This window comes from Acinetobacter halobius, assembly GCF_044130335.1.
In the GTDB taxonomy this organism is placed as follows: domain Bacteria; phylum Pseudomonadota; class Gammaproteobacteria; order Pseudomonadales; family Moraxellaceae; genus Acinetobacter.
The window spans coordinates 95,451-107,548 of record NZ_JBIQOD010000008.1 but is presented as its reverse complement, the minus strand read 5'-3'; the positions used below and the strand labels follow the sequence as shown (position 1 = coordinate 107,548).

17 protein-coding genes and 1 tRNA gene are annotated in these 12,098 nt (G+C 41.8%); all 18 read left to right on the top strand.

The genetic code is table 11. The annotated features are described in order from the left end of the window. Window position 1: 1 nt before the first annotated feature. Window positions 2-202 (top strand): hypothetical protein, encoded by a 201-nt coding sequence (locus ACE01U_RS09125; RefSeq protein WP_395579276.1) that lies wholly within the window; start codon window positions 2-4, stop codon window positions 200-202. Continuing rightward, window positions 180-575 (top strand): DUF559 domain-containing protein, encoded by a 396-nt coding sequence (locus ACE01U_RS09120; RefSeq protein WP_395579275.1) that lies wholly within the window; start codon window positions 180-182, stop codon window positions 573-575. The genes ACE01U_RS09125 and ACE01U_RS09120 overlap by 23 nt, the downstream gene beginning before the upstream one ends. A gap of 4 nt (window positions 576-579) precedes the next feature. Continuing rightward, window positions 580-1,266 (top strand): metallophosphoesterase, encoded by a 687-nt coding sequence (locus tag ACE01U_RS09115; protein WP_395579274.1) that lies wholly within the window; start codon window positions 580-582, stop codon window positions 1,264-1,266. Window positions 1,267-1,277: 11 nt separating this feature from the next. Further along, entirely contained in the window at window positions 1,278-1,832 is a 555-nt protein-coding gene (locus ACE01U_RS09110) for a hypothetical protein (RefSeq protein ID WP_395579273.1), read from the top strand. A 200-nt stretch (window positions 1,833-2,032) separates the two neighbouring features. Next, window positions 2,033-2,109: transfer RNA gene (locus tag ACE01U_RS09105), tRNA-Arg, on the top strand. Between the two features lie 54 nt (window positions 2,110-2,163). Further along, entirely contained in the window at window positions 2,164-2,331 is a 168-nt protein-coding gene (locus ACE01U_RS09100; protein WP_395579272.1) for a hypothetical protein, read from the top strand. A 146-nt stretch (window positions 2,332-2,477) separates the two neighbouring features. Further along, window positions 2,478-2,819, top strand: coding sequence for a hypothetical protein (locus tag ACE01U_RS09095; protein ID WP_004693401.1), 342 nt, complete (start codon window positions 2,478-2,480; stop codon window positions 2,817-2,819). A gap of 351 nt (window positions 2,820-3,170) precedes the next feature. Continuing rightward, window positions 3,171-3,647, top strand: a complete 477-nt coding sequence (locus tag ACE01U_RS09090) for a hypothetical protein (RefSeq protein ID WP_395579271.1) — start codon at window positions 3,171-3,173, stop codon at window positions 3,645-3,647. Then, complete coding sequence (locus ACE01U_RS09085; RefSeq protein WP_395579270.1) at window positions 3,607-4,248, top strand: putative metallopeptidase; 642 nt, start codon at window positions 3,607-3,609, stop codon at window positions 4,246-4,248. The genes ACE01U_RS09090 and ACE01U_RS09085 overlap by 41 nt, the downstream gene beginning before the upstream one ends. Before the next feature lie 58 nt (window positions 4,249-4,306). Then, window positions 4,307-4,828, top strand: a complete 522-nt coding sequence (locus ACE01U_RS09080) for a DUF2280 domain-containing protein (protein WP_234953511.1) — start codon at window positions 4,307-4,309, stop codon at window positions 4,826-4,828. Further along, a complete protein-coding gene (locus ACE01U_RS09075; protein WP_395579269.1) occupies window positions 4,788-6,074 on the top strand; it encodes a terminase large subunit domain-containing protein in 1,287 nt (428 codons plus the stop codon). The genes ACE01U_RS09080 and ACE01U_RS09075 overlap by 41 nt, the downstream gene beginning before the upstream one ends. Window position 6,075: 1 nt before the next feature. Next, window positions 6,076-7,512, top strand: coding sequence for a DUF4055 domain-containing protein (locus ACE01U_RS09070; RefSeq protein ID WP_395579268.1), 1,437 nt, complete (start codon window positions 6,076-6,078; stop codon window positions 7,510-7,512). Window positions 7,513-7,514: 2 nt separating this feature from the next. Continuing rightward, complete coding sequence (locus tag ACE01U_RS09065; RefSeq protein WP_395579267.1) at window positions 7,515-8,657, top strand: minor capsid protein; 1,143 nt, start codon at window positions 7,515-7,517, stop codon at window positions 8,655-8,657. Beyond that, window positions 8,657-8,899: a hypothetical protein gene (locus ACE01U_RS09060; RefSeq protein ID WP_395579266.1), complete on the top strand. Its 243-nt coding sequence runs from the start codon at window positions 8,657-8,659 to the stop codon at window positions 8,897-8,899. Before ACE01U_RS09065 ends, ACE01U_RS09060 begins: the two co-directional genes overlap by 1 nt. 65 nt (window positions 8,900-8,964) lie before the next feature. Further along, window positions 8,965-9,468, top strand: coding sequence for a DUF2829 domain-containing protein (locus ACE01U_RS09055; protein ID WP_395579265.1), 504 nt, complete (start codon window positions 8,965-8,967; stop codon window positions 9,466-9,468). Window positions 9,469-9,579: 111 nt separating this feature from the next. Then, on the top strand, window positions 9,580-10,341 hold the full coding sequence (locus ACE01U_RS09050) for a DUF6651 domain-containing protein (protein WP_395579264.1): 762 nt from the start codon (window positions 9,580-9,582) through the stop codon (window positions 10,339-10,341). A gap of 23 nt (window positions 10,342-10,364) precedes the next feature. Next, a complete protein-coding gene (locus tag ACE01U_RS09045; RefSeq protein ID WP_201951060.1) occupies window positions 10,365-11,504 on the top strand; it encodes a major capsid protein in 1,140 nt (379 codons plus the stop codon). A 48-nt stretch (window positions 11,505-11,552) separates the two neighbouring features. After that, window positions 11,553-12,098 carry a HeH/LEM domain-containing protein gene (locus tag ACE01U_RS09040; RefSeq protein WP_395579263.1) on the top strand — a complete coding sequence of 182 codons (546 nt, stop codon included), beginning with the start codon at window positions 11,553-11,555 and terminating at the stop codon, window positions 12,096-12,098.

Genomic DNA, 12,098 nt, shown 5'->3' with positions numbered 1-12,098 from the left:
CATGAGTAATCCATTTCATATTGGTGACAAGGTGATGCATGACGTTGAAGCATGGAAGCAACCAACAAGCACACTAACTGTGACGCATATTAAGAATTTTGCAGTCGCGGCAATTGATGACAGTGGGCAGAAATTTGTTGGAAATTATGGGTGTTTTACCTTGATTAAACGAGGTGCCAGTGACCAGCATCTCCCTAGCTGAATATCGAAGAATCTACAAACCAAAACGCAGAGCTAAACGACCTGCATCGGTTAAGAAACAGCGTGTTGTTAGTGAGGGCGAGCAAACCCTAAGCCTACAGCTCAAGGCGCTTAGAATTGAGTTTGAGCAGGAGTTTAAGTTTCACCCCACACGTAAATGGAGAGCTGATTTTCATTTGAAGGGCAAAAAGATTTTGGTCGAAGTGGAAGGTGGGATCTGGAGTAATGGCAGGCATACAAGGGGAAAGGGTTATTTAGGTGATTTAGAGAAATACAACACAGCAACAATGATGGGTTATCAGGTAATACGGTTTAGTACTGAGCAAGTGAAAAGCGGCAAAGCGATTGAGCAAATTTTAAAATTAATAGGGTGATGAAATGGCAATGGTTAAGGTTTGGGGCAAAGAGATAAAAGGCAAGCTTTATGCGGTTGGTGATATTCATGGCTGTTACAACTTGCTTATGAGTCGCTTAAAAGAAATCGGTTTTGATTTTGAAAATGACTTGCTTGTTGCTGTTGGGGATTTGGTGGATCGAGGTACCCAGAACAAAGAATGTGTAAGTCTCATTGATGAGACTTGGTTTACATCGGTACGCGGTAATCATGAGGATTTGTGTATTTGGGGGCGATGTGATGTTCCTTCTAAGCGTTGCCATATTTCCAATGGAGGAGAGTGGTTTTACGAGCTGAGTGTTGAAGATCAATTTCAAATTGCTAAAACATTTTCTGCTTTACCTATTGCTTTGGAGGTTACACATCGAGGCAAGAAATATGGATTTGTTCATGGGCATATTGAACAAAATAACTGGGATGAATTTAAGCAAGTTCTCACCAATCCCTTGTCAAAAAAAATAGACGGCAGAAGTCCTGCCGATTTGGCGATATGGGGGCGTGACCGACTAGATGAGGAGAAAAAGCAATACACCCATGTAACAGGAGTTGATGCGGTAATCATGGGTCACACAGTTACCCAAAAGCCATGCAAGCGCGACAACTGCTATTGGATTGATACAGGTGCGGTTCATTGGGGAACTATGACTATTTTAGATTTGAGTTTGATTTAAGGGGATTTGGGATGAATGCAGTTATGGCAGATAAATTTGAACAATTTGAATGGTTGACTCATGGCATTACTGCGAAGTCACCAAACTTTGAGCCACAAGCTCATGGCACTGGGGAGAAACCTTTGAATTACGAAGATCGTTTAGGTGCCATTGCTACAATGGATACACAGTTGGCAAAGTCGGTTACTTCATTAATTGTCTTTGATGGTAAATGTGAAAGTGATTATGAATATGTGCGTATGCACCTGGTAAATATCATGCTTCAAAACGCCGTGGCAGATAAGAAGCGAGAGCCTGAGCAAATTACCATGAATCACTTGGCTTACTTAATTGCACGCATGGTTATAGATTTCTCTTTGGATCCCCAGCTTGAGAATAATTTTACTGCTCAAGGACGTTTGTATTATGCGGGGATTAATACCATGCAGATGACAACGAATGTCTACCGTCTAACTTGGAAGCAGTACGAAAACTTAATGTCATTGGCTTTGGAGTCCGCTATAGACGAAGCTGCAAAATCAATAGAAAAATACAAGAAAGAAACCTACAAAGAAATAAAGGTGTAAGGTCTATCATTATTCTGATAACTAGGCTATAGTTTTACTATACTGGTCGTATTACGGTTTATCCGAGACCAAGCTTTAAAAGCTCATTCAAACATGGGCTTTTTTAATGCCTTGAGAAATGTTCCGTGAAAGCAATATCAAGGCACCCAATGGCGGCTTAACTTTATTCGTAGTGGTTTAAATTTTAATGCCGCCACCTAGTGCCATTAGCTCAGTTGGATAGAGCATCCGCCTTCTAAGCGGATGGTCGCAGGTTCGAGCCCTGCATGGCGCACCAAAATTCAGGAGAACAAAGTGCTCCGATTGTTAATGTGTTTATTTGGCCTTCACGGTGCAACTGAGATTGATCACACGATTGACGGTGATGAGATTAAAGTTTGCCGTGATTGCTTGGATGAGATTGATTGACCCTGCCACTTCGGTGGCTTTTGCCGAACGGATTACGGCACACGAAACCCCGCTCAATATGCATTATTGGCGGGGTTTTTCTTATTACTAAAATATACATAACCTATAGCTTCATTATATGGGATGTAGGTAATTAGATATAAACTCAAGCTTAGAAAATATTTGTTAAAATATTGTGCTTGTTTAAATATTTTAATGTGTTATCAATCTACCTTTATATTATATATCGAGATTTTTATGAAAATCGCGGTCATTGGTGGGGTAGCTGCAGGTAAGGTTAGGGAAATTTTAGCTGTAGGGGGAGTTGCTGACGAAATAGAGTGGCAATGTGAATACGAAAAACCAGTTGCACCAATAATATTTAGCGCTGGGTTTCAGAAAGTTATTGCCAAGCCTGGAGTGGCTGAAATAGAAAAATATAGACTTAAGATTCTAGAAAGAAATGAAGAGTTAAGGCTTTTTTATGTTCTCGAATCTATGGAAGAAGATTTAATTAACACTCAGTTAGATGAATATTGGTGCAAATCAGATATCTTGGGGCATAAGAGGAAATTTGAATCTTCAGATGTTCTAGCTTGACTCGTAATGAGTTGCTGGTGATTGATAGCATTATGATTAAGTTGAAAGATCGGGTTAAGAATCTAAGAATGGCCCTACACAATTAATTAACTAATACTTCATCTTTGTATAATTTCTTACATATCTATCACTGTAAATTGTGAGAAATGTATTCTTTTAGTGTTGATAATTATTTTAATTGTGAGAGTATAAAAAAAGAACAACAAAGGGGAGATAAGTATGACTTCACAAGATGTGCTTGTAATCTCGGTTTCGGCTTTTATTCTTACCTTAATCATTTATGAAATTGGACAAATGTCGATGTTGTTTTAAATGAACCACCTTCGGGTGGTTTTTTAATGGGTGCTGTATATGAACGCAGACGACTATTTTTGGAAAACCAAAAAGCGCCCACCTAAAACGAAACCACGCTCTAAACCTTTGCCAAAAGCCAAAGAGGCATACTTAGAAGCAGAAGAAGAATTTGAACATGCTTTAGGTGTTCTAGGCATCAAATATGAAAAGAAATTCCAATTTAAATCTACAAAGCATTGGCGTTTTGATTTCCATTTAATCGAACATCGAATCTTAGTTGAGATTTCAGGTGGTCCTTGGTCTGGTGGTCGTGGTGGGAAATTGGCGAATAAGGCTTGGAGTCTAGACCGATACGATGACGCTGCCGAGATGGGATATACCGTAGTACGTATTGAGTCAGCAAATCGCTACAAGGTTGATGAATATGGGCCACTTCAGATTGAAGCTAATTTTGCATCTCAATGGCTGAAAAACTTAAAGAGACAAATATTCAATGGAACAGATCAGACCATTCCCACCGACGGATCTCATTGATCAGGCTGAGGAAGAAGAAGCAATTCGCCTTGCGCCCGCCGTGGAATTAAAAGAATGGGTGATTAAGAATTATCTAACCATTGGTGGCCAACTCCACAATCCAGATCATGACCATATCTCAGAGTTACTACATGACGATGAAACCTTTTTAGCATTTGCTTGGGCGTCATCTGCATGTATGGCAAAGAAGCGTATGGTACTGGGCCAATGTGAAAAAGTGATGTTTAACCAGGGCGGATGGAAGAAGGCTCGGCAGGAACAGCAGATGAGGGACTGGTTTGGTTGTGTGCCAGTTTATCTCATCACTATAGACGCATCATTTTGTGAGCAAGCTTCAGATCATGACTTCTGTGCCTTAATAGAACATGAGCTTTATCACATTGGTGTAGAGCGTGACCAAGACGACGAGATTATCTATAGCGACAATACTGGTTTACCAAAGCATTACCTAGCTAGCCATGACGTTGAAGAGTTCTATGGTGTAGTCAAACGTTGGGGTGCAAGCGACAGCGTTAAGCGCTTAGTCGAAATCACCAAGACTGCGCCGTTTGTATCTGATTTTAATGTGTCTGCGTGTTGTGGGAACTGTGTGATCAATTGAGCCTTAAGGCTCTTTTTTTTGCCTATTTACCCTTACGTAGTCTTACAAAGGGGTGTTTATGGCAACACTAAGAGAGCCTGTAAAAATCTTTATAGTTCAGTCTCTTGCTTGCTTTGAAACACCTCAACAAGTAGTGGATGCTGTAAGGGAAGAATTTGGCATTGAAATTGAGCGTCAGCAGGTCGCTTCATACGATCCAACAAAAGCAACTTGCAGGGGAATGAGTAAGAAATTAAAGGATCTTTTCATTCGGACTAGAAAAGATTTTAAGTCCAATATCTACGACATTCCTTTGGCGAATAAAGCAGTACGCCTAAATGAACTCCAGAAGATGTATGAGGACTGGAACAAGAATAAGAAAATGAAGCAGAACATCATTAAGCAGATTAAGGATGAAATGCATGGCTATGAACTTCAACTCTTAGACGCTCAGCTTAAGCAGCTTGAGATAGACAAAATCAAAAATGGGGATGGTGAGGGTGCTGATGATCCAACTCCAGTCAAAGTGACCATACAGGTCGTGGATGCGAGTAAATCAAATGCCGAACATCAATCCGACCCTGAATGTACCTCAGGCTAATTTCTTACAGCTGGAGAATAAGTTTCGTGCCTTTGTTGCAGGTTTTGGATCAGGAAAAACGTGGGTAGGCTGTTCAAGCCTATGTGACAAGTCTTGGGAATTTCCTAAGGTGCCATTAGGTTACTTTGCGCCAACCTATCCGCAGATCCGTGACATCTTCTTTCCGACCATTGATGAAGTGGCATTTGACTGGGGGTTAAAGACCAAGATTTACGAATCAAATAAAGAAGTCGATATTTACTACGGTCGACAGTATCGAAGCACGATCATCTGCCGATCTATGGAAAAGCCACAAACGATTGTGGGTTTTAAGATTGGCCATGCTTTGATTGATGAGCTGGATGTAATGCCTACGGTTAAAGCTCAACAAGCGTGGCGGAAGATCATTGCGCGTATGCGTGTGAAACACCCCGGTCTAATCAATGGCATTGACGTTGCAACTACACCAGAGGGGTTTAAGTTTACGCATCAGCAGTTCGTTAAAGAGGCGAATCTAACCCCTGCAAAGCGTGCACTGTATGGAATGATTCAAGCTTCAACATACGACAATGAGGCTAACTTGCCGGATGATTATATTTCATCACTTTATGAATCCTATCCACCACAATTAATTTCAGCATATTTGCGCGGGCAATTCGTCAACTTAACCAGTGGCGCGGTATATCCAGATTTTGACCGAAAACTAAATCATACCGATGAAGAAATTAGACCAGGCGAGTCTTTGATCATCGGGATGGACTTTAACGTCCTGAAGATGGCAGCTGTGGTCTATGTCATCCGTGAAGGCAGGCCTTTGGCTTTAGATGAGATGGTTGGAGTGAGGGATACACCTACGATGGCTACCTTGCTTAACGAGCGGTTCCCTTTACATGACATGACTGTAATACCTGATGCCGCAGGGCAGGCTAAGTCATCAAAAAATAGTAGTGAATCGGATCATCAGATTTTGCGAGATAAGGGATTTAGGGTGGAGGTTAGTGGAACTAACCCGGCGATTAAAGATCGAATTAATTCAGTTAATGCTTTGATTTTGAATGGTGATGGTGAGCGTACGTTGTTAGTAAATACCAACAAATGCCCACGGTTGACCGAAACATTAGAGCAGCAGGTTTATGACGATTTTGGTATGCCAGATAAAAAATCAGGACTTGACCACGTTGGTGATGCGGGTGGTTATCCATTGGCTAAGCGCTTCCCGATTATAAAACCGGTCACTCGTATCGACCTACCAATGTTTGGATTCTAATATGAGCATTACAGCAACACATGCTGACTATGATAAGCACATTAAGACTTGGAATAAGCTGGATGATGCCTGTGGTGGTCAGGAAGCAATTAAAGAAAAACGTGAAGTATATTTGCCACTACCCACACTTTTTAAATCCCCTAAAGATTTGGATGGTAAGGGGAGATATGAAGAATATCTGCTCCGTGCAATTTTCCCTGGTGTAACAAGTCGAACGCTTGCCAGCCATATCGGATTAGCATTTGGGAAAACACCTGTATTCAATCGTCCTAGTACGCTTGAATATTTAGAACGCAATGCAGATGGTGCTGGACGTTCAATTTGGCAATGTGCACAGCGTGCGACACGACTGGTAAATAAAAACTATCGCTGTGGGGTTTACGTTGACTACCCAGCAGTAGCACCCAGCAAAAATAAGGAAGAGGAAAAGTTAAAAGGCGCTTTTCCGATGATTCATATTATCAAAGCGGGTGCAATCAAGGATTGGGATTACATTATTGTTGGTAATCAAAAAAAGCTCAGCTTTGTAAAATTGTTGGAAACAGTAAAGGTTCGCAACGGCTTTGCTGTTGAGTCAACTGATCAGTATCGTATTTTGCTGTTGGAAGAAACGGCTAATGGGCATATTTATACTGTGCAGATCCACTCAAAGGATGATAAAGGGCAGTGGATAGAAGGTGAGAAGTTCACTCCAACTGACTATCACGGCAAGCCATGGGACTACATTCCTTTTACGTTCTGTGGCGCCGTGGATAATTCAGATGAGATTGGCACTGCTCCACTGTATGAATTGGCTTCAATGGAGCTTTCATACTATGCCAGTACTGCGGATGTGGAAGAGTCTGCATTCATTGTTGGTCAGCCTACGTTGTGTTTCCCAAGCATCACACCAGAACAGTACGCAATGGTGAAAGAGTCAGGTGCTAGTGTCGGTAGTCGATCAGGCATACCTACAGATGCCAAGATGGTCCAAGCGGAAAAGAATGGACTGGCTTATGAGCGTATGAATGATAAGTGGAACCAAATGAAAGAGCTTGGCGCTCGACTCATTGAAGTTGGTTCAGCTAATAAGACAGCGACCCAGGCAGACAATGACAGCTCAATCCAGCATTCGGTTTTGTCACTCGTTGTGGCCAATGTATCTGAAGCCTTTACCAATGCGCTACGTTGGTGTGCCAAGTTTGTGATGCCTGAACATGATCTAAAGGTAGATGAGCTAAGTTTCACAATTGCTCAGGATTTTAATAAGCCCAAATACGACCCAACTCGCTCTAAATTGATTTATGAAGCCTGCCTTGCTGGTGAGTTACCAATGTATGTGTGGTACCACTACGAGCAGACAGGCACATTCCCTGAGGACAAATGGGAAGATATTGTTAAGAAAATTGAAAAGCGGGATGATGGTGGAATAGATGTCCCACCCGATGATGAGGAATAAAGATGGATAAATCAGCGCAGAAAGCCCTTATTGATGCGCTGAGCCAACATCAAGCGTATTTGTATCGAGCATCATCTCAAAGCGTAAACGAGCTAACAGCTCAATTTAATAAGCTTTCCAATGCTCAATTACTTAGATTAAGTGAATTACTTGAAGATTTGACAGATTCTGAGCGTAAAGCATTACAGAGTGTTAATTTTTCGAGCATAGCTAAAGCTAGTCAGAATATTGAAGAAATCAAAGCAACTCTGAATGAGTGGTTTAAATCAATTGATGAGGATCTAAGTTCAGAATTTGAAAAGTCTGCAGTATCACTCGCAGTTTATGAGACCTCTTATTCATCAAACCTAATTGCTAGTAGTGCTGCAGTTATATCTGGTGAGAAAATTTATAAGACCATTAAGAAAACGCCGTATTCGGGCGGTCAGTTAGTTGATTACTTATTTTCTGACATTTCCGCATCGTTGCGAAAGAAAGTGGAATATGTCATTCGTGACGGTATTTCTCAAGGCCAGACCAATCAGCAGATTATTCATCGGATTAAAGGTAAAAGAACTAAAGTAAATGATGAGTATAAGTATGTAGGTGGGCTTCTTCAGAAAAGCGTAATTGAAATAGAACGCCAGGTGCGTACTGCACGTAGTCATATCAGTAATGCGACTTACATCGACACATACAAAGCACTTGGCTATGAGTATGTGAAGGTTGTAGCAACATTAGACGGTCGCACGTGTAAGTATTGCGCTTCTATTGATGGTGATGTCTATCCAATTGACGATCCAATGCGTCCACGGTTCCCTGTGCATCCAAATAACCGCACAACCTACGTACCATGCAATAAAGATGGTGAAATTGCAGGGTTGAGACCATTTGTGATGGATGAACGCAAGGTTAAAGATATTCCCAAAGATGAGCGCAAACACTTAATTGGGCAGTTGGATGCAAATACATCGTTTAAAGAGTTCTTCGAGCAGTCGGATGAGTTTTTTCAGCGCACTTGGTTGGGTAAATCGAAGTATGAGCTTTATAAAAATGGCGAGTACAGCATTGATAAATTTGCTGATCCGTTGAATAAGCGGGGGTACACGTTGGCTGAGCTTAAAGCTTTAGATCAAAAGACATTTAACAATGTATTGGGTGAATAATGAAAGTAATTAGTCAAGGTATACCACCTGAGCTGCAAACCTACACAGCATCATGTGGTAAGTGTCATTCGGTGCTTGAGTTTCAGAAGAATGAAGCCCAAGTAAAATCCGATCGAAATGAAACAGTGTATGTGCTGAGTTGTCCTGTATGCCGTAATGATATTTGGATTGCACAACATGCATTAAAGCCTGTAGTTAAAAATATTGATCTTGATGGCTACACACCAATGCAGGGTCGCTAAAAGATTACAAACCAAATTCAAATCAAACCATGGACCCAAGCGGGTCTTTTTTATGTGAGAAAAAAATGAGTAAGAAATTGTTGGCTTTATCTCTTTGCGCATACGTTGGCACTAAATCAGTTTTAGCAACAACAATGACACGTGGTGAATATAACGAATATCGCGGTTGGAAAATTCCTGAAAATGAAGACCCAGAAGAACAGGGTTATTTGGTTGAATATGTTGATGGTGGTAAGCCATGTGATGAGCGCCATAAAGGTTATATCTCTTGGTCACCTAAATGCGTGTTTAAAGATGCTTATCGTCAAAATGGAAATTTAACCTTTGGTGATGCCATTCATGCGCTAAGACAGGGTGAAAAAGTTGCTCGCAGTGGCTGGAATGGAAAAGGCATGTGGTTAATTCATATCAATGGCGAGGCTGTAGCTCAAGCTATTGCAGACAGATATGGCGATGGTAATGCAATTCCTGTATTAGAAGCCATTTACATGAAGACAGCAACGGGCGAGCTTGTACCTTGGTTAGCATCACAAACAGATATTTTTGCAGAAGACTGGGTAATCACTTAATAAAACAGCCAAATCCAAATATAGCACCTTAGGGTGCTTTTTTTACACCTGCTGAAAGCGGATGCGGACAGCGTAACGAGCGGATGCTCACTAAAAAGGGTCGGATGACTTATGAAATTGAAATTAGACGAAAACGGTCATGTAGTGGTTCAGGATGGTAAGCCTGTTTATGTTCATGATGACGGTAAAGAGGTGGCCTTTGATGCTCCGCAGACAGTGGCAACGATCACTCGCCTGAATGGTGAAGCGAAATCCCATCGTGAAGCCAAAGAACAGTTTGAAGCACAAGTTAAAGCCTTTGAGGGACTAGATCCCGTCAAGGTAAAAGAAGCGCTCGGAATTGTTCAAAACTTGGACGCTAAAAAGCTTGTGGATGCAGGCGAGGTAGACAAGGTTAAGGCTGAAATTACCGATGCACTTAAAAAGACCTACGAACCTCAAATTCAGCAATTAACCGCTGAGCGTGATGCTGTACAACAGCAATTACATAGTGAGTTGATTGGCGGTGGATTCGCTCGTTCTAAGTACATTCAAGACAACATTGCTGTACCCGTAGACATGGTCCAAGCCCAATTTGGTAAAAGCTTCAAAATCGAAGAAGGCAAGGTCGTGGCATACGGCACGGATGGTCAAAAGATTTATTCGCGTTCTCGCCCTGGTGAAGTCGCTGACTTTGATGAGGCTTTGGAGTCTTTAGTTGGTGGATACCCACATAAAGATTCAATTCTAAAAGGTGGTCAAGGTTCAGGTGGTGGTTTTCAAGGTGATGGCGGTCAGGGCGGGTCTAAGACGATGTCGCGTGATCAATTTACAAACCTAAAACCTATTGAGCAGTCTTCATTTATGCGTGAAGGCGGCAAAGTTACTGATTAATTTTTAAAAGGAAATAATAGCGAATGGCTAACACTCTTACAGGTTTAATTCCTGATATCTACGAAGCACTTGATCAGGTTTCACGTGAGTTAACAGGTTACATTCCTGCGGTCTCGCGTGACTCTGGTATTGAGCGTGCAGCAGTAGGGCAAAATGTTCGTGTACCAGTGACCACTGAAGTTACAGCACAGGACACAATCCCTAGCGCAAATGCTCCAAATACTGGTGATACCAACGTAGACCATGTAGATGCACAAATCACCAAATCCCGTCACGTTCCTGTGCGCTGGAATGGTGAAGAAACCAAAGGTCTTTCTAATGCTGGCACGTTCAGCACAATTCAGGCTGATCGCTTCTATCAGGCTATGCGTACATTGGTGAATGAAATTGAATCAGATGTACATGTAGAAGCTTATAAAAATGCCTCACGTGCATTTGGTACAGGTGGTACCACACCATTTGGTACAGCAGCGGATTTATCTGACTTTGCAGGCGTATTGCGAATTCTTGAAGAAAATGGTGCACCTCGTACTGATCTTCAGCTGGTCCTTGGTCATGCTGCAATTGGTAATTTACGTGGTAAGCAGTCTGGTTTATTTAAGGTAAATGAAGCTGGTTCAGCAGACATGCTTCGTAACGGTATGACTGATCGTGTGATGAATATGGCGATTCGTCACTCGCATGCATCTGGCTTGCATGTGAATGGCACTGGTGCTGATTATCTCGTCAACGGTGCAGTAGGCGCAAAATCTACAACCATTGCAGTTGATGGTGGTGCAGGGACAATTCTAGCTGGCGACATTGTTACTTTTGCGGGCGATGGCAACAAATATGTGTCAGGCGGATTAGCAGGTACAAGTCTTGCCCTGAATAAGTCAGGCTTATTAATCCCTGCTGCTGATAATACAGCCATTACCCGAGGTAATGCTTACACAGCCAATGTGGCATTTGCTCGTTCGGCAATTGCATTAGCAACTCGTGCACCAGCACTACCAGAAGGCGGTGACTCTGCTGATGATGTAATTCAAGTGGTTGATCCATTAACTGGCCTAGCGTTTGAAATCGCCGTGTATCGCCAGTTCATGCAGGTTGTTTACCATGTCCGTCTAGCTTGGGGCGTAAAGGCAATTAAGCAAGATCATATTGCCTTGCTGTTGGGTTAATAAAACTTAGATTGAGCGCTATACGCGCTCTTTCTTTTGGAGAGTTACATGTCACAAGTAAAAACTGTAAAAATTAAAGATGGCGATGATTTTCGAGTCATTAATGAATCCGATTTCAAACTTGGCCAACATGAATTATATGAAGGTGAAAAGCTTTCAACTGATTCTGTGGTAGTGAGTTTGGAGGTAGGTATTACGCCTGAACTGCAAGCCACTATTGATCAAACAAAAGCTGAATGTGAAAAAGTTGTTGCTGAAAATGATGACCTGAAACAACAACTGGAAACGTTAAAGGCTGGGCTGATTCAGGGTGAACCCGCTGATTTGACTAGTTTGGTTCCTGTAGAACAATTTGATGCAGTCGCGCTTGATTTAACCAACACAAAACAGCAGTTGGCCACAGCACAAGGTGAGCTGATTTCTTTCAAAAACGATGTTGGTGCAATGCAAGCTCGTATCACTGAGCTTCAATCAGTGGATTACACAAAACTTAAAGTGGATGAACTAAAAGATGTTCTGAAATTGAAAGGAATTGAATTCTCATCTGATGCCAAAAAAGATGATTTGCTGGCCCTCTTAATTCCAAAGGAATAA

Coding starts and splice junctions, on each gene's coding strand:
- ACE01U_RS09080 (WP_234953511.1), top strand. CDS start 4,307: ATGGCAACACTAAGAGAGCCTGTAAAAATCTTTATAGTTCAGTCTCTT.
- ACE01U_RS09095 (WP_004693401.1), top strand. CDS start 2,478: ATGAAAATCGCGGTCATTGGTGGGGTAGCTGCAGGTAAGGTTAGGGAA.
- ACE01U_RS09115 (WP_395579274.1), top strand. CDS start 580: ATGGCAATGGTTAAGGTTTGGGGCAAAGAGATAAAAGGCAAGCTTTAT.
- ACE01U_RS09040 (WP_395579263.1), top strand. CDS start 11,553: ATGTCACAAGTAAAAACTGTAAAAATTAAAGATGGCGATGATTTTCGA.
- ACE01U_RS09125 (WP_395579276.1), top strand. CDS start 2: ATGAGTAATCCATTTCATATTGGTGACAAGGTGATGCATGACGTTGAA.
- ACE01U_RS09055 (WP_395579265.1), top strand. CDS start 8,965: ATGAGTAAGAAATTGTTGGCTTTATCTCTTTGCGCATACGTTGGCACT.
- ACE01U_RS09070 (WP_395579268.1), top strand. CDS start 6,076: ATGAGCATTACAGCAACACATGCTGACTATGATAAGCACATTAAGACT.
- ACE01U_RS09050 (WP_395579264.1), top strand. CDS start 9,580: ATGAAATTGAAATTAGACGAAAACGGTCATGTAGTGGTTCAGGATGGT.
- ACE01U_RS09045 (WP_201951060.1), top strand. CDS start 10,365: ATGGCTAACACTCTTACAGGTTTAATTCCTGATATCTACGAAGCACTT.
- ACE01U_RS09110 (WP_395579273.1), top strand. CDS start 1,278: ATGAATGCAGTTATGGCAGATAAATTTGAACAATTTGAATGGTTGACT.
- ACE01U_RS09065 (WP_395579267.1), top strand. CDS start 7,515: ATGGATAAATCAGCGCAGAAAGCCCTTATTGATGCGCTGAGCCAACAT.
- ACE01U_RS09085 (WP_395579270.1), top strand. CDS start 3,607: ATGGAACAGATCAGACCATTCCCACCGACGGATCTCATTGATCAGGCT.
- ACE01U_RS09060 (WP_395579266.1), top strand. CDS start 8,657: ATGAAAGTAATTAGTCAAGGTATACCACCTGAGCTGCAAACCTACACA.
- ACE01U_RS09090 (WP_395579271.1), top strand. CDS start 3,171: ATGAACGCAGACGACTATTTTTGGAAAACCAAAAAGCGCCCACCTAAA.
- ACE01U_RS09075 (WP_395579269.1), top strand. CDS start 4,788: ATGCCGAACATCAATCCGACCCTGAATGTACCTCAGGCTAATTTCTTA.